Source organism: Deinococcus frigens DSM 12807 (genome assembly GCF_000701425.1).
In the GTDB taxonomy this organism is placed as follows: domain Bacteria; phylum Deinococcota; class Deinococci; order Deinococcales; family Deinococcaceae; genus Deinococcus; species Deinococcus frigens.
Map to the genome: position 1 here is coordinate 87,951 of NZ_JNIW01000001.1, position 15,810 is coordinate 103,760.

At 63.8% G+C, this 15,810-nt stretch carries 15 protein-coding genes; all 15 read left to right on the forward strand.

Translation table 11 applies throughout. The features are described 5' to 3' along the window. The first annotated feature begins 83 nt into the window (after window positions 1-83). The 15 genes from Q322_RS0100385 to Q322_RS0100450 all read left to right on the forward strand — a co-directional run bounded on the left by Q322_RS0100385 (window position 84) and on the right by Q322_RS0100450 (window position 15,809). Complete coding sequence (locus Q322_RS0100385) at window positions 84-1,235, forward strand: ATP-binding protein (protein ID WP_029474824.1); 1,152 nt, start codon at window positions 84-86, stop codon at window positions 1,233-1,235. 256 nt (window positions 1,236-1,491) lie between these two features. Then, on the forward strand, window positions 1,492-1,920 hold the full coding sequence (locus Q322_RS0100390) for an NADH-quinone oxidoreductase subunit A (RefSeq protein ID WP_245593089.1): 429 nt from the start codon (window positions 1,492-1,494) through the stop codon (window positions 1,918-1,920). Between the two features lie 130 nt (window positions 1,921-2,050). Further along, window positions 2,051-2,587, forward strand: coding sequence for a NuoB/complex I 20 kDa subunit family protein (locus Q322_RS0100395; protein ID WP_029474828.1), 537 nt, complete (start codon window positions 2,051-2,053; stop codon window positions 2,585-2,587). A gap of 206 nt (window positions 2,588-2,793) precedes the next feature. After that, the gene (locus Q322_RS0100400) at window positions 2,794-3,417 is read left to right on the forward strand and encodes an NADH-quinone oxidoreductase subunit C (RefSeq protein ID WP_084147685.1); all 624 of its coding nucleotides are present in this window, start codon (window positions 2,794-2,796) and stop codon (window positions 3,415-3,417) included. Between the two features lie 139 nt (window positions 3,418-3,556). Further along, on the forward strand, window positions 3,557-4,789 hold the full coding sequence (gene nuoD, locus Q322_RS0100405; protein WP_051667953.1) for an NADH dehydrogenase (quinone) subunit D: 1,233 nt from the start codon (window positions 3,557-3,559) through the stop codon (window positions 4,787-4,789). Further along, window positions 4,786-5,154, forward strand: coding sequence for a hypothetical protein (locus tag Q322_RS22935; protein WP_156952805.1), 369 nt, complete (start codon window positions 4,786-4,788; stop codon window positions 5,152-5,154). Before nuoD ends, Q322_RS22935 begins: the two co-directional genes overlap by 4 nt. A gap of 118 nt (window positions 5,155-5,272) precedes the next feature. Continuing rightward, complete coding sequence (gene nuoE / locus Q322_RS0100410) at window positions 5,273-5,899, forward strand: NADH-quinone oxidoreductase subunit NuoE (RefSeq protein WP_034417123.1); 627 nt, start codon at window positions 5,273-5,275, stop codon at window positions 5,897-5,899. Beyond that, window positions 5,896-7,251 carry an NADH-quinone oxidoreductase subunit NuoF gene (gene nuoF / locus Q322_RS0100415; protein WP_029474836.1) on the forward strand — a complete coding sequence of 452 codons (1,356 nt, stop codon included), beginning with the start codon at window positions 5,896-5,898 and terminating at the stop codon, window positions 7,249-7,251. Before nuoE ends, nuoF begins: the two co-directional genes overlap by 4 nt. 112 nt (window positions 7,252-7,363) lie before the next feature. After that, on the forward strand, window positions 7,364-9,520 hold the full coding sequence (gene nuoG / locus Q322_RS0100420) for an NADH-quinone oxidoreductase subunit NuoG (RefSeq protein WP_029474838.1): 2,157 nt from the start codon (window positions 7,364-7,366) through the stop codon (window positions 9,518-9,520). Further along, on the forward strand, window positions 9,520-10,689 hold the full coding sequence (gene nuoH, locus Q322_RS0100425; protein ID WP_029474840.1) for an NADH-quinone oxidoreductase subunit NuoH: 1,170 nt from the start codon (window positions 9,520-9,522) through the stop codon (window positions 10,687-10,689). The genes nuoG and nuoH overlap by 1 nt, the downstream gene beginning before the upstream one ends. An 80-nt stretch (window positions 10,690-10,769) precedes the next feature. Further along, the gene (nuoI, locus tag Q322_RS0100430; protein WP_029474842.1) at window positions 10,770-11,306 is read left to right on the forward strand and encodes an NADH-quinone oxidoreductase subunit NuoI; all 537 of its coding nucleotides are present in this window, start codon (window positions 10,770-10,772) and stop codon (window positions 11,304-11,306) included. Window positions 11,307-11,385: 79 nt separating this feature from the next. Beyond that, window positions 11,386-12,027, forward strand: coding sequence for an NADH-quinone oxidoreductase subunit J family protein (locus Q322_RS0100435; protein WP_029474844.1), 642 nt, complete (start codon window positions 11,386-11,388; stop codon window positions 12,025-12,027). Next, complete coding sequence (nuoK, locus tag Q322_RS0100440) at window positions 12,027-12,329, forward strand: NADH-quinone oxidoreductase subunit NuoK (RefSeq protein WP_029474846.1); 303 nt, start codon at window positions 12,027-12,029, stop codon at window positions 12,327-12,329. Before Q322_RS0100435 ends, nuoK begins: the two co-directional genes overlap by 1 nt. A gap of 9 nt (window positions 12,330-12,338) precedes the next feature. Continuing rightward, window positions 12,339-14,273, forward strand: coding sequence for an NADH-quinone oxidoreductase subunit L (nuoL, locus tag Q322_RS0100445; RefSeq protein ID WP_029474848.1), 1,935 nt, complete (start codon window positions 12,339-12,341; stop codon window positions 14,271-14,273). 93 nt (window positions 14,274-14,366) lie between these two features. Then, on the forward strand, window positions 14,367-15,809 hold the full coding sequence (locus Q322_RS0100450) for an NADH-quinone oxidoreductase subunit M (RefSeq protein ID WP_029474850.1): 1,443 nt from the start codon (window positions 14,367-14,369) through the stop codon (window positions 15,807-15,809). Window position 15,810 lies beyond the last annotated feature (1 nt).

Sequence of the window (15,810 nt, forward strand, 5' to 3'; positions counted from 1 at the left end):
CTTTCCCCGCCACTGACGGTCTCGGGGTGTCTGCTGAGGTACCCAGGCTGACCCGGCCTGCGGGGTACACTGCCCCTCAGACCATGTCCAGCACCGATGTCCAGACTGTCTTTGTGGTCTCCGCCGACCGCGACCGCGCCTCGCAGCTTGCGCCGCTGCTCACGCAGGCTGCGGTGGTGCACGTTGCCGACGCCGAAACCCTGCTGCGCGAGGCACATGTCCAGCCGCCTGCCGTGGCGCTGCTGTACACCGATCTGCCGGGGGTGCCACTTGCCCAGGTGCTGCCCATACTGCGCCAGCGCGCCGAACTGGCCGGGACCCAGTGGCTGGCGGTGGGCACGCGCGGCCTGGGCGCGCTGCTGTCTGCCGGGGCCGACGCGCTGATCAGCGACACCACCGCCCCCAATGCGCTGGCCTTGCAGGTCGGCAACATGCTGGCCCGGGCGCGGCAGCATCACGATCTGCATGGCCGGGTGGCTGCCCTGCAACGCCGCAGCGACGGCTGGGAACACGAGGAACGGGTGCGCGATCAACTGGTCCACATGCTGGTGCATGACCTGAAAAACCCGATTGCCGCCGTGATGGGCCTGCTGGAAATCGTGCAGGACGACGCCCGCGTCCCCGACGACTCCCGCGAACTCTTAAAAGTGGCCCGCGACGAGAGCCAGCACCTGCTGCATCTGGCGGTCAACATGCTCGATATCCGCAAGATCCAGGCGGGCAAGATGAACCTGCGGCGCGAGCTGATGTTCTCGCCGATGTTCGGGGAAGTGCTGACCCTGGCCTGCGGCGACGTGGGCAGCGGCCTGCACGACCGCGTGGTCCGCACGGACGTGGAGAGCAACCTCAGCCCGGCCAGCGCCGACCCGGAAATCCTGCGCCGGGTGATGGCCAACCTGATCAGCAACGCCATGAAGCACACCACCGGCGGCGGCCACATCGCCGTCACGGTGCGCGCCATCCGGGACGCCGTGCAGATTGGCGTGCAGGACGACGGCGAGGGCATTCCCGAGGAAGACATCCCCAACCTGTTCGCCGCCTTCGAGCAGTCGCGCCTGACCCTGCACGGGCGTTTCGACACCGGCATGGGCCTGGCCTTTTGCAAACTGGCCGTCGAGGAACACGGCGGCACCATCGGCGTGCAGTCCGAGCGCGGCCACGGGGCCACCTTTACCTTCTCGCTGCCGCTGGCCCACGATGCCGACGATGACGATTTCGTGGAACTGGTGAACTGACGGCGGCGCGGGCAAAGCTGCTGATCCGGTGGCACCCCCTGTTGCGATGGCCAGGAGCCGGGCCTCTCCCCAGCTTGCTGCTCCGGGCCTCGTGACCATCCAGCAGCCCGCGCCGTGGCGGCCTTCCCGCGTTCTGATAGAGAAGAGTCCGGCGGCGCTCAACAGGGTCAAAGAACCGCGCCCGCTGGGCGTAAACGTGGTAAAACAGAGGGGTAACATAACCCACCCGTCTCATTCGTTTGCCTCTCTTTTTTTGATGCTGCTCGTGCTGTTTTTCACGAGTTGTCTGGGATCAGGGAAAACCGGGGCACAAAGGAGCATCGTTATCGAATACCTCAACTTCGTGATCATGTTACTGGTGGCCGTGGGCATCGGTGTGCTGGCCGTCATCGTCAGCGCCATCCTGGGGCCAAAAAAAGCCACCCGCGCCAAGCTGATGGCCTACGAATCCGGCAACGACCCGGAAGGCGGCGGCGTCGGCACCGGCCAGCGCTTCCCGGTGCATTTCTATCTGGTGGCGATGCTGTTCATCGTCTTCGACATCGAGACCGCCTTTTTTTACCCGCTGGCGGTGGCCTACCAGAAATTGATTCCCTTCGCCTTTTTCGAGGCCCTAACCTTCGTGCTGCTGCTGCTGGTGGGCTACGTGTACGTGCTGAAAAAGCGGGTGCTGGAATGGGCGTAAGCGCTGTGCGCCGTCTAACCGTCAAACCGTCTAACGGTCTAACGGCTAAAGATGGTGCGCTTAGACCGTTAGACCTTTTGACCTTTAGCCCTGCACCGGACTTGAAAAGCCGTGAAACGGAGGTGCCATCATGCCCCTGAAAGAACTGATCGACCGCGACTGGCAGGAACTGGAATCCGAAGGCATCCTGTTTTCCAGCCTGGAGAAACTGGTGGCCTGGGGCCGCAGCAACAGCCTGTGGCCCGCGACCTTCGGGCTGGCGTGCTGCGCCATCGAGATGATGAGCAGCACCAACGGACGCAACGATATGGCCCGCTTCGGCTCAGAGGTCTTCCGCGCCAGTCCCCGGCAGGCCGACGTGATGATCGTCGCCGGACGCCTGAGTAAGAAGATGGCCCCGATCATGCGCCGCGTGTACGACCAGATGCCCGATCCCAAATGGGTGATTAGCATGGGTGCGTGCGCCAGTTCGGGCGGCATGTTCAACAATTACGCCATCGTGCAGAATGTGGACAGCGTGGTGCCGGTGGACATCTTTGTGCCGGGCTGCCCGCCGCGCCCTGAAGCCCTGATCTACGCCGTGATGCAGCTTCAGAAAAAGGTGCGCGGCGAGGCCTTTGACCAGTTGGGCCACCAGTTGCCGATGGTGGATGCGTGGACCCGGTGACGGGCAAAAACGACGGACAGAAGGTCACGTCAGAAGCCGAGCGGCTGACCGGGCCGGACGCGGGCAGGCAATCCTCGCCGGATCAGGCCCAGGTGAAACCAGCACAGATCGTTGTCCGCGCCGATCCGCCCGCGATCACGGTCACACCGAATCCGGCCCTGCCCGTAACCGTGGAGGTCACGCAGGGCGGCGCGGCGGTGGGCCGGATGCCTGTCGCCGCCCCCACACCGCCCGCTGACCCGCGCGACGTGACTGGCTTGATGGCCGAACTGGGATTGACCGAGGACGACTCGGCGGAACCCACCGCCCTCGTTCTGCCAGAGCGGCTGCGCGAGGTGGCCCAGGCCCTCAAGGCACGCGGTTTCATGTTGATGGACACGGTGGGCCTGGATTACCTGACCTACACCCAGCCCCGGCCCAAGCGGTTTGCCGTGCTGCACAACATTTACCACCCGCGCGACCACCGCCGCCTGTTCCTGCGGGTGTGGCTGGATGAGGGGCAGCCGCTGGACAGCCTCTACCCGGTCTGGAAGGCCGCCAATTACCTGGAGCGCGAGGTTTATGACCTGATGGGCGTGGAATTCGTGGGGCATCCAGACCTCCGCAAGGTACTGACCCCGGACGATCTGGAAGGCCACCCGCTGCGCAAAGATTTCCCGCTGGGCGAGACGCCCACGCTGTTCCGCGACGGGCGCTTTCTGGATCCCGCCGCCTTCCGTGCGGGCGTGACCGGGCAGCAGTCCGGCCTGACCGGCTACCGGGGAGAACTGCGGCGCGGGCGCGGCGAGGACCGCCTGCCCCCGGTGATGCCGGAGGGGGGACCGAAGTGATGGGCGAGCCAGTTCTGGGCCGTCCCCAAGGAGGTTTGACATGACCCTCAAAGACCAGGACCGCACCGCCGTCAAGGAGCGCGAGACCCTGCGTGACCTGCGGCAGGACCCGGATTCCGGCACCCTGCCGCGCCGCCAGATGACGCCGGACCACCAGGAATCCACCATAGATGAGCGGCTGCACGGGCGCACCGGGGCGCTGCTGCACACCGAGATGATGTCGCTGAACGTGGGGCCGCAGCATCCCAGTACGCACGGCGTGTTGCGCCTGGTGGTCGACATGGACGGCGAATATGTCGTCAAGGTCACGCCGCACATGGGTTACCTGCACACCGGCTTCGAGAAGACCTTTGAAAACCGCACGTATCAGCAGGGCGTGACCTACGCGCCGCGCACCGATTACCTGCACTGCTTCAGCCACGAGCTGTCCTACGTGCTGAGCGTGGAAAAACTGCTTCAGGCCGAGGTGCCGGAGCGGGCCACCACCATCCGCGTGATTCTGCACGAGCTGGGGCGGATGCACAGCCATCTGGTCTTCGTGGGAACGGGGCTGCTGGATCTGGGCGCACTGACGCCGTTTTTCTACGCCTTCCGCGAGAAGGAGTCCCTTCAGGACCTGTTCGAGGCCGTCTGCGGCTACCGCATGAACCAGGGCTATTTCCGGGTGGGCGGCCTGTCCCGCGACATTCCCGACGGCTGGCCAGCGATGGTCTCGCGCTTTCTGGTCCAGATGGAAAAGGGCGTGCAGGAGTACACCACGCTGTTCGCCAACAACCCCATCTTTCAGGACCGGGCGCGCGGTGTGGGCATCATTCCGCCCGACGTGGCCCTCGATCTGGGCCTGACCGGGCCAAATCTGCGCGCTTCCGGCGTGCCGCTGGACAACCGCAAGGACAACCCGTATTGCGGCTACGAAACCTATGATTTCGAGGTGGTGACCAGCCCCGACGGCGATAGCCTGGCCCGCTTCAACATGCGGCTGTGGGAGTTCGGCGAGAGCATCAAGATCGTCCGGCAGGCGCTGGAGCGTTTGCGGCCCGGCCCGGTAAGCGATCCCAACCGCAAGATTTCGCTGCCGCCTCGCCACGAGCTGGAAACCAGCATGGAAGCCGTGATTCACCACTTCAAACTGGTCACCGAGGGCTTTCACCCGCCCGTGGGCGAGGTCTATGTGCCTACCGAATCGGCACGCGGCGAAGTCGGGTATTACATCGTGTCAGACGGCGGCTCCATGCCGTACCGGGTTAAGATTCGTGCCCCCAGCTTTGTAAACCTGCAAGCCCTGGAATACGCCTGTGTGGGCGCACAGTTCGCCGATTTGATCACCATTCTTGCCACCATTGACCCCGTTCTTGGGGATGTGGACCGATGAATACTCTCAGGCAGTCGCTGGCAGGAAAATTTCTAAGTGTAGGCATTCTTTTGGTATTTATTTATCCTGCTGACTCTTTGGCACAAACAGAATCAGGAGCGCAGAAGTGGGAATATTCAATTATGACATTTGTTACTGCACTGATAAAAAACTACAACTTACGCTTTCCAGATAAAAGCTTCAATGCTATAGATTTAAATGAGCTAGGTGAAAAGTTAATAGGACGTCAAATTAGCAAAGAAGAGTCTATTTTAGGATTAATCATGAGTAATATCGGAAATCAGGGCTGGAAATTGGTAAAAGTTGTTAATGATCATGGAACCTTAGACAGTACGCAGTATTTCTTCAAAAGGCCGAAGCAATGATTCAAGTTTCTGTCAGGCAATGTTTAAAGATGCATTCAGGTTGCTATCAATATCATAGGGGATTTTTTGCTTGTGGTAGCCAAGATAATAATGTATTTCGCTCGTCAGGAGAATCAGGTTGACCTATTTCGCCGATAAACAATCCCTCGTCGCGGATATTTTCTCGCGTTACCCCGATTCCCCGCAGGGCCGCCGCAGCGCGCTGATGCCCCTGCTGCGCGAGGTGCAGGACGCCGAAGGTTTTGTGAACGGGACGCGCCTGGATGAAATCGCGGCCCTGTGCGGCACCACCGCCACCGAGGTCCGCAGCGTCATGAGCTTTTATTCCACGTACCACACGCTGCCCACTGGCAAGTATCACCTTCAGGTGTGCAGCACGGTGATGTGTTCGCTGGCCGGGTCCGACGAGCTGTGGGACCATCTGGTGGAAACGCTGGACGTGCAGCCGGGCGAGGTTTCCCCCGATGGGCGGTTCAGCGTGCAGAAGGTGGAATGCCTCGGCTCGTGCGGCACCGCGCCCATGATGCAGATCAACGACGACGGCTACTACGAGAACGTCACTCCCAGCAAATGCGCCCGCATCCTGGAATCGCTGCATGCGGACCTTCAGCCGCTGCCCGACAATCCGGTTCCTGTGACCGTCAACGCCGAGGGCCGTCAGGTGCTGGCAAGCGGCGAGGCGATCGGGGCCAGCATCACCGGCCTGGGCCAGCTCCCGCCTATCACCCCAGGAGGTGAAGCATGACCGCTGCCTTTCCCGCAACTGCTCCCACTCCTCCCAAGCCGATTACCAGCGGCAAAGACCCGCGTTTCGCGCCCACGCTGTACGCCCACGTGGGGCAGCCGGAAAGCTGGACGCTGGGCTATTACCGCCGGCATGGGGGCTACGAGGCCCTTGAACGCGCCTTCGGCATGGGCGCGGACGCCGTGATCGACGAGGTCAAGCAGTCCGGTCTGCGCGGGCGCGGCGGCGCGGGCTTTGCCACCGGCCTCAAATGGTCCTTCATGCCGCTCAACGACGGCAAACCCCACTACATCATCTGCAACGCGGACGAGTCGGAGCCGGGCAGCTTCAAGGACCGTTACCTGCTCTCGGAAGACCCACACCAACTGATCGAGGGCATGCTGATCGCCGGGTACGCCATGCGCGCCAGCGTGGGCTATATCTACATTCGCGGTGAGTATGTTCATGCCGCCGAGCGCCTCCAGGTCGCGATTGACGAGGCGCGGGCCGCCGGGCTGCTGGGCAAAAACGTCCTGAACAGCGGTATTGACTTCCAGCTCCACCTGCACCGGGGAGCGGGCGCGTACATCTGCGGCGAGGAAACGGCGCTGATGAACAGCCTGGAAGGGCTGCGGGCCAATCCTCGCCTGAAGCCCCCGTTTCCCGCCGCCGCTGGCCTGTACGGGCTGCCCACCACCATCAACAACGTAGAAACCTTCTGCGCCGCCACCCAGATTCTGAAGTTCGGCGCGGAGTGGCACGCGGGCATGGGCACCGAGAAGAGCAAGGGCATGAAGCTGTTTCAGGTGTCCGGCCCGGTGGCGCGGCCCGGCGTGTACGAGCTGCCGCTGGGCACCACCTTCCGCGAGCTGATCTACGACTGGGCGGGCGGTCCCCTGGAGGAGATGAAGGCCATCATCCCCGGCGGCTCCAGTTGCCCGCTGATGCGCTGGGACGATAAAACCCTGGACACGCCGATGGATTACGAGAGCATCGCCGCTGGCGGGTCCATGCTGGGCACGGGCGGCGTCACCGTGATCCCCAGGGCCGACTGCATCGTGAACGCCACTTGGAACATGGTGCGCTTTTACGGCCACGAATCCTGCGGCAAATGCACGCCCTGCCGTGAGGGCATTTCAAGCTGGATGACCCGCATGTACGAGAAACTGGTGCGCGGCCACGGCCAGCCCGGCGACGTGCAACTGATCCTGGATATGTCCGAGAACATCGGGGGCCGCAGCTTCTGCGCCCTGGCCGACGCCTGCCTGGGGCCAGTGCTGAGCAGCATTGAACTGTTCCGCGAAGAGTACGACTCCTTGGCGCAGTTGCAGACGCCCACCTATCCGCCCCGCAACCGCTGGAAGGACGTATGATTCGCCGCGCTCATCGTCTAAAAGTCAAAACGTCTGACCGTCTAACCGCTCTCTTTTTTGCCTTTAGACCTTTAAACGGTTTGACGGTTAGACGCGCCGCTGGAGGCGCACTATGAAAGTCCATGTAGACGGCGTAGAACTCGAACTCCCGGCTGGAACCTCTGCCATTGACGCGGTGTTCGAGGCGGGCGGGGATGTGCCGTATTTCTGCGCCCACAAGTACCTGAGTCCGGTGGGTGCGTGCCGCATGTGCCTGGTAGAAACCGGTTCGCCGCGCAAGGAAAAGGACGGCTCGTTCGTGCTGGACGACGCGACGGGGCAGCCGAAAATCTTCTGGTTCCCCAAGCCGATGGCCTCCTGCACCATGCAGGCCACCGAGGGCATGCACATCAAGTCCGCCCGCAGCAGCGAGGTGGTGGCCAAGGCGCAGGCAGGGATGATGGAATTCACCCTCCTGAACCACCCGCTGGACTGCCCCACCTGCGACAAGGGCGGCGCGTGCGAGTTGCAGGACCGCGCCTTTGAATACGGCTACGGCGCGAGTCGCTTCGGCTTTGACCGCCGCCACGCCGACAAGCACTACCCACTCAGCGACTTCATCATTCTGGATCAGGAACGCTGCATTCACTGCAAACGCTGCGTGCGCTACTTCGAGGAAGTGCCGGGCCAGGAAGTGCTGGATTTCATCGAGCGCGGCGGGCACACTTTTATTGACACCGAGGAGGGCGGCCTGCCCACCGGATTCCAGGGCAACATCGCCGACATCTGCCCGGTGGGGGCGCTGCTGGACAACGTGGCCCGCTTCCGGGGGCGCAACTGGGAGTATGACCACACGCCCACCACCTGCACCCTCTGCTCGGTGGGTTGCTCTATCACTGTGGACGCCCGCAATGGCCGTCTGGAGCGCATCGTGGCCCGTGAGAACCGCGAGGTGAACGAGGCGTGGATCTGCGATGCGGGCCGCTTTGGTCACGCCTTCGCCTCCGAGCGGCGGCTGACCGTGCCGCTGGTGCGCGTGGACGGCGAATTGCAGGAGGCGAGCTGGGACGTGGCCATCGCCGCCATCCGGGCGGGCATGACCCGTCACAACGCCACCGATCTGGCCCTGTACCTGAACGCCGACAGCACGCTGGAAGAAGGCGTGGCGCTGGAAGCGTTGGCCGACGCTGTGGGCAGCCCCCATGTGGACCACTGGCCCCGCTATGAGGTCTCGCTGGACGCCATGCCGAACGGCGCGGCTACCCTGAGCGACGTGGCGACTGCCGACGCCGTGGTGGTCATCGGAGCCGATCTGGGCGAGGAAGCCCCGATTCTGGAACTCCGCATTCTGGAAATGCTGCGCGGCGGCCTCCTCCCACCTGAATACGCACATGGCACGGCGATTGCAGACCTGCGGCTGGTGGAACGTCCGGCCCGCAAGCCGGAAAAGCTGGCGGTCATCGGGAAGGAAACGCGGTTGTGGCAGCATGCCGGAATCCGCGCCTCCTCCAACGGCCACAACGCGCTGGAACGCCTGAGCCGCCCGGACACCGCCGAATTGCAGGCCGCGCTGAAGCTGCTCACCGACAGCGAGAAGGTGATCATCATTTTGGGGGCGGACGTGCTGAACGGCGCTTCCGGCTCGTTCGCGGCGCAATTGAGCGAACTGGCAACCCGCACAGGGGCGAAGGTGCTGGCGATTCCCGCCGGGGCCAACAGCAAGGGACTGGCGGCGCTGAATCTGGTGCCGCGTGAAGGTGGTCTGCCGTTTGCCCGCGTGGCCGATGCTCCCGCCGCGTTCATCAGCCGCTTGGACCCTGGCGTGCGGGCGCGGGGACTGACCATTGTTCACGATTCGCACCTGACCGCCACCGCGCGGCTGGCGGACGTGGTACTGCCCGCCGTGACCAACTACGAGAAGCGCGGCACGACGGTCAATCTGGAAGGCCGCCTGCTGGAACTGGAACAGGCCGCCCTGAGCGCGGGCGAGGCCGCCGATCTGATCCGCACGCTGACCGCCGTTTCGGAAGCGCTGGGCGTCCGCGCCCCCGTCCGTGGCCTGAAGTCGGCGCAGGCGCTGGCGGAGCAGAAACTGGGTCTCAGGCTGGGCGAGTTGCCCGAACGCGGCGTCATTCACGCCTTCCGCAGCTCCCACGTCGCTCCCACCGAGCAGACGCACGTTCCGCACCTGTGGACCGAGCGCATGCAGCCCTCCATCCAGACCCTGATTCCCGCCAACCTCCAGCCGCTGCCGATGCTGGGCGCGGCCCCCGTGGGAGGGGATGACTGATGCCCGACTGGCTGATTCCCGCCCTGATCACCCTACTCAAAGCTGTGCTGGTGGCCCTCGCACTCCTGACCGCCTTCGCCTACATGACCCTGGTGGAGCGCCGCCTGCTGGCCCGCATGCAGATTCGCTGGGGGCCGAACCGCGTGGGGCCGATGGGCCTGCTGCAACCCCTCGCGGACGCCATCAAGAGCATCTTCAAGGAAGACCTTCAGGTCACGATGGCCGACAAGCTGGTCTACACCCTCGCGCCGATTCTGGCGATTGGCACGGCATTGACGGCGTTTGGGGGCATTCCGGCGGGTCCGGCGGGCAGCCTGTTCGGCGCTGATCCGTGGGTCTACAACCTGGACGCCGGACTGCTGGCGCTGCTGGCGCTGACCTCTATGGGCGTGTACGGCATCTTCCTGGGCGGCTGGGCCTCCGGCAGCAAATACCCGATGCTGGGCGCACTGAGAAGCAGCGCGCAGATGATCAGCTACGAGCTGGGCATGGGCCTGAGCGTGCTGGGAACGCTGATGCTGATCGGCAGCACCAACTTCCGCGTGATCGTGGAGTGGCAGGCGCTTCAGGGCTGGACCATTCTGTTCCAGGTCTTCGCCTTCGCCCTGTTTCTGGTCAGCTCCTTTGCGGAAGTCAACCGCACCCCCTTTGACCTGCCCGAAGCCGAGCAGGAAATCGTGGCGGGCTACCTGACCGAGTACAGCGCGATCAAGTGGGCGCTGTTCCAGATGGCCGAGTATGTGAACATGATGACGGCCTCTGCGCTGATGGCGACGCTGTTTTTCGGCGGCTACCGGGGGCCGGTGTTTCTGGACGGCCTTATTCCCGGCATCAGCGGCTGGCCGATCATCTGGCTGGTGGTCAAGATCGGTTTCTTCCTGTTCCTGTTCATCTGGGTGCGCGCCACGTTGCCCCGATTGCGCTACGACCAGTTGATGCGTTTCGGCTGGAAGCTGGTGCTGCCGCTGGCGCTGGGCAACACCATGCTGGTGGCGTTTCACCTGGCGTTCCTGCGTCCCTCTGGCCTGGGCCTGTGGTTCCTGGGACTCCTGAGCCTGGCCGCGTTGCTGGTCCTGTTCGTGATGGGTGACCGTGTGCGTTCGCTGTGGAGTGCGCCCGCCGCGCCAAAAGTGCCAGCCAAGGCGACGCGTCCTGTGGGAGGCGATTGAGATGGATGGCTTCGTGCGTTCCGTTTCCTCTCCCCAATCCGCTTTGACCTCTCCACCCTCACCCCCCGAAGGAGTTCCATATGGGCGTTCTTGACATTGCCAAGGGCATGGGCCTGACGCTGGGCAAGCTGTTCCAGAAGCCCGTGACCGTCAGTTACCCGGAAGAGCGGGCCACCCTGCAACCGCGTTTCCGGGGGCGGCACGTCCTGACGCGCCACCCCGGCACCGGTCTGGAGAAGTGCATCGGCTGTTCGCTGTGCGCCGCCGCCTGCCCGGCCTACGCCATCTACGTGGAGGCCGCCGAGAACGATCCGGCCTCGCCCCACAGCCCCGGCGAGCGCTACGCCAAGGTCTACGAGATCAATATGCTGCGCTGCATCTTCTGCGGCATGTGCGAGGAAGCCTGCCCCACGGGCGCGGTAGTCATGGGCAACGAGTTTGAAATGGCCGACTACCGTTACGGCGACTTCGTGTACGCCAAGGAAGACATGCTGGTGGGCGTGACCGGATCAATTCCCCAGCGCCGCGAGGCTGCCAAGAGTGGCAAGCCCGTCCGCCTGGGCTTCCAGTTGGACGGCCCGCCACGCGCGGAACTGGAGGGGGTGGAGTATCCGTGAATTGCTTGAATAAGGGTCAAAAATCTGGATATTTGAATGCTCCATCTGCTCCTCTACGGCAAGCCAAAGGCGGCCCCCAATGATGATCGCCTTCATCCTCCTCGGCGCACTCACCCTGGTCGGCGGCGTTATTACCATCGCGGCGCGCAATGCCGTGCATGCGGCGCTGGGACTCGTCGGGACGCTGATCAGCGTGGCGGGGCTGTTTGCCACCCTGAACGCCTCGTTCCTGGCGGCCACGCAGGTGATCGTGTACGCCGGGGCGATCATGGTGCTGTTCCTGTTCGTGATCATGCTGCTCAATGCCAACCAGCCCATCTCCGGGCGCGATCCGATTCCCTTCGTGCGCGAGCTGGCGGGGCTGGGCGGCGTGGTGCTGGCCGGGGCGTTCACCATCCTGGCAGTGTCCTACAAGGACCCGCGCCCGGTGGCCGAGGCGACGCTGGCGCTGGGCGGAGGCTCGGCGTCGGTGATCGGTGAAACCCTGCTCACGCGTTTCCTGTTGCCGTTTGAGGCCGTCAGTATTCTGCTGCTGGTTGCCATTGTGGGCGCGGTGGCGCTGGTGCAACGGCCCGTGCCGCAGCCGGACGACGTGCCGGACAGCGAGGCCGAGTTGCTGACCCCGCCGGTGGGTTCGGCCATTTCCAGAGGCGGCAGTCAGCCCGTCCTCCAGCACCAGAGTCTCCAACACCGCAACGACGAAGGGGAGGTGAGGGCTTAATGGTTCCAACGAGTTATTACATTGCCCTGTCGGGCATTCTTTTTGCCCTGGGCATGATCGGCGTGCTGACCCGCCGCACCGCGATCATGGTCTTCCTGAGCGTGGAGCTGATGCTGAACGCCGCCAACATCGCGCTGGTGGCCTTTGCCCGCTCGTGGGGAGACCTGACCGGGCAGACCGCCGTATTTATCGTGATGACCCTGGCCGCCGCCGAGGTGGCGATTGGCCTCGCCATCATCGTCGCCATCTTCCGCAAGCGCGAGACCACCAACGTGGACGATCTCGCGGCGATGAAAGGCTGAGTGGCGAGCGTGTTGCCCCTTCTGTATCTGCTTCCGCTGCTGCCTTTAATCGGCTTCGCCCTGCTGATGGTCTTCCCGCGCCTGTTCCCCGGCAAGTCGGGCGGCTGGCTGGCGACTGGTTTAATTGGCGCGGCCTTTGTCGTCGCCGTCCTGCGCTACCTGGGCCAGGGCGACACTCCCGCACAGGAAACGCTGTGGACGTGGCTGCCCAATATGGCGCTGAATGCCAATCTGAGCGTCGGCTTCTATCTGGATCAACTGAGCGCGTTGATGGCTCTCATCATCACGGGGATCGGCTTCCTGATTCACCTGTATTCCATCAGCTACATGGGCCACGACGCCAGATTCACGCGTTTCTTCGCCTTCCTGAATTTCTTTGTCGCCATGATGCTGATTCTGGTGCTGGCCGACTCCTACCCGCTGATGTTCGTCGGCTGGGAGGGCGTGGGGACCGCCTCTTACCTGCTGATCGGCTTCTGGTTCAGCGGGCGCGGCAGCGAGTCCAGCGATAAGGATCTGCGGGCGGCGGGCGAGCAGGAGGGCGTCAACAATTCCAACGCAGCCCGCAAGGCGTTCATCATGAATCGCATCGGCGATCTGGGCTTCATGCTGGGCATGTTCCTGCTATATAAGCTGTACGGTACCCTCAGCATTCCCGAACTGGCGACGCGGGTGGAAGGCGTGAATGTCGCCACCGCCGGAGTGGAGCTGGCCTGCCTGTTCCTGCTGGTGGGCGCAATCGGCAAGAGCGGTCAGTTGCCGCTGACCACCTGGCTGCCCGACGCGATGGCGGGGCCGACGCCAGTTTCCGCGTTGATCCACGCCGCCACGATGGTCACGGCGGGCGTGTACCTGATCACGCGCAGCCACTTCCTGTACGAACTGGCCCCGAATGCCTCCTTGTGGGTGGCCTGGGTGGGAGGATTGACCGCGCTGTACGGCGCGCTGGCGGCTCTCAACCAGCACGACATCAAGAAGATTCTGGCCTTTTCCACCGTCTCGCAACTGGGCTACATGTTCCTGGCGGTGGGCGTGGGTGCGTACTCGGCGGGCGTGTTCCATCTGCTGAGCCACGCCTTTTTCAAGGCGCTGCTGTTCCTGGCGGCGGGCGCGGTAATTCACGCCCTGCACAACGAACAGGACGTGCGGCGCATGGGCGGGATGCGGAAGTTCATGCCATTCACACACATCGTTTCCGCCGTGGGCGTCCTCGCCATCAGCGGCATTCCGATCTGGAGCGGCTTCTTTTCCAAGGACGCGATTCTGGCCGCCGCCTTCGAGACGCAGCCGTTGCTGTACCTGATCGGATTGATCGTGGCGCTGCTGACCGCCTTCTACATGGGCCGCTGGTACTTCCTGGTGTGGCGCGGCCAGTACCGGGGAGCAGAGGCCACGGGCGTCGCTCACCCGCATGAGGCCGATACCATCACCAAGATTCCGCTGGGCATCCTGGCGGCTGGGGCCACGCTGATCGGCTTCCTGAACATTCCCACCTTCCTGGGCGGCGGCCACGCCTTTGACAGCTACCTGGGCCGCGCCATCCCGCAGGAGGCGCATGAAATCCTGCCCTCTACCGAGTGGAGCCTGACCATTTTCGCCGTGCTGGCGGGCGTGGTGGGGCTGGGCTGGGCGTACCTTCAGCACCGCGCCAAAAAACTGGACAATGGCCCGCTGGGACAGTTCAGCAGTAGCGCTCTGTATCTGGACAATGTTTACGACGGTCTGGTGGCCGCACCCAGTCGGGGGATTGCCGGGGCGCTGGATACGGTGGACCGGGGAACCGACGGCCTGATCGGGAGCATTGCCAGCAACGCGGCGGCTCCCGGCGGCCTGTTTACCCTGTGGCAGAGCGGCTTTGTGCGGGCCTACGCAGTCAGCATGTTGCTGGGAACGGCGGCGATTATTGGGTACTGGGCGCTGAAGATGGTGGGGAGTGGCGCGTGAGGGGGCTGGCGTCTTTGTGCTGGACAAACCTTTTCAACCCTCTCCCGCTGATCTCTAATTCTCACCCTTCACCCCTCACCCCGGAGGCCCCCCATGTTTGATCCCCAATGGCTTCCCACCATCATGATTTTCCTGCCGCTGCTGGGAAGTCTGCTGCTCTTTCTGGCCCCGAACCGCTGGCGCGACGAGCTGGCCGGATTCGTGGCCGTGCTGACCCTTGGCCTCGGCCTGATGATCTGGTATACGGGCGGCTCCGGGCTGCTGGGCCTGAACTGGATTCCGGCGCTGGGCATCACCTACAGCGTGGAACTGTCGGGCGTCAGTCTGGCGCTGGCGCTTGTTACCGCGTTCATGTCGTTCATCGCTGTCCTGTACGCGGCGCGGCGCATTCCTAACCCCGGCACCATGCTGGCGCTGATTCTAGCGATGGAAACCGGGCTGCTCGGCATCTTCGCCGCGCGTGACCTGATCCTGTTTTACGTCTTTTTTGAGGATGCCCTGTTGCCCTCCCTGCTGATGCTGGCAATCTACGGCAAGGCCCACCGGATGCGCGCACTGGTGAAGTTCGCGGCCTACACGCTGTTCGGCAGCCTGCTGATGCTGGTGAGCATCATCGGCGTGCGCTACCTGGGCGGCAGCCCGACGTTCGCCCTCGTTGATCTGAAGCAGAACTTAGTAACTGGTCCGGCGCAGACCTGGCTGTACCTGGGCTTCCTGACGGCGATGGCGGTCAAGCTGCCGCTGTGGCCGCTGCACGCCTGGCTGCCCGACTTTCACGAGCAGAACCACGACAGCGGCGTCCCCGACGTGATGGGCACGCTGTACAAGGTGGGCGGTTACGGCCTGTTCACGTTTGCCATTCCGCTGTTCCCCGACGCCTCGCTGGAACTGCGCCCGATCCTGATGGGACTGGCCGCCTTCACCGCGCTGTACTCCGCTTGGGTGGCCTTTGGGCAGAAAGACTGGAAACGGCTGCTGGCCTACGCGGGCCTCTCGCACATGGGCTTCGTGGCGCTGGGTGTCTTTTCTCTGAACGAAACGGCTGTGATCGGCGCGATGTACCTGCTGGCCTTCCAGAACCTCTACACCGGGGCGCTGTTCCTGAGCGTGGGCATGGTGCAGGAGCGCATCGGTAGCCTGGATACCCGCGTGGGCGGCCTGATGACCGGGGCCGGTGCTCTGGGCGGAATGACGATGGCGCTGTGGTTCGCGTCCATCGCCGTTCCCGGAATGGCCGGATTCATCGGCGAGTTCTCGGTGCTGCTCGGCGCGTATCAGGTGTCGCCGTGGGTCGCCTTCGCGGCGGGCCTCACGACGATTGCCGCCGCTGCCTACGCCCTCACTGCTTTTCAGACCACCTTCTGGCAGGCGCGGCCCCTTGGCGGGATCGCGGTGCGTGACCTCGTCCATACCGAATGGCTGATCCTGGGGCTGCCGCTGGTGATCGCCATCTTCTTCGGCGTGTACAGTGCCCCGGCCCTGAACCTGATGCAACCCGCCGTGAAATCCGTTCTCGCTGCCCTGGGAGGCAGTTAAC

What these genes read in the sequence shown, in the direction of transcription:
- Q322_RS0100450 (WP_029474850.1), top strand. Translation starts at nt 14,367, where the DNA reads ATGTTTGATCCCCAATGGCTTCCCACCATCATGATTTTCCTGCCGCTG.
- Q322_RS0100390 (WP_245593089.1), top strand. Translation starts at nt 1,492, where the DNA reads ATGCTGCTCGTGCTGTTTTTCACGAGTTGTCTGGGATCAGGGAAAACC.
- Q322_RS22935 (WP_156952805.1), top strand. Translation starts at nt 4,786, where the DNA reads ATGAATACTCTCAGGCAGTCGCTGGCAGGAAAATTTCTAAGTGTAGGC.
- nuoK (WP_029474846.1), top strand. Translation starts at nt 12,027, where the DNA reads ATGGTTCCAACGAGTTATTACATTGCCCTGTCGGGCATTCTTTTTGCC.
- nuoG (WP_029474838.1), top strand. Translation starts at nt 7,364, where the DNA reads ATGAAAGTCCATGTAGACGGCGTAGAACTCGAACTCCCGGCTGGAACC.
- nuoD (WP_051667953.1), top strand. Translation starts at nt 3,557, where the DNA reads ATGACGCCGGACCACCAGGAATCCACCATAGATGAGCGGCTGCACGGG.
- Q322_RS0100385 (WP_029474824.1), top strand. Translation starts at nt 84, where the DNA reads ATGTCCAGCACCGATGTCCAGACTGTCTTTGTGGTCTCCGCCGACCGC.
- nuoI (WP_029474842.1), top strand. Translation starts at nt 10,770, where the DNA reads ATGGGCGTTCTTGACATTGCCAAGGGCATGGGCCTGACGCTGGGCAAG.
- Q322_RS0100435 (WP_029474844.1), top strand. Translation starts at nt 11,386, where the DNA reads ATGATGATCGCCTTCATCCTCCTCGGCGCACTCACCCTGGTCGGCGGC.
- Q322_RS0100395 (WP_029474828.1), top strand. Translation starts at nt 2,051, where the DNA reads ATGCCCCTGAAAGAACTGATCGACCGCGACTGGCAGGAACTGGAATCC.
- nuoH (WP_029474840.1), top strand. Translation starts at nt 9,520, where the DNA reads ATGCCCGACTGGCTGATTCCCGCCCTGATCACCCTACTCAAAGCTGTG.
- nuoF (WP_029474836.1), top strand. Translation starts at nt 5,896, where the DNA reads ATGACCGCTGCCTTTCCCGCAACTGCTCCCACTCCTCCCAAGCCGATT.
- Q322_RS0100400 (WP_084147685.1), top strand. Translation starts at nt 2,794, where the DNA reads ATGCCTGTCGCCGCCCCCACACCGCCCGCTGACCCGCGCGACGTGACT.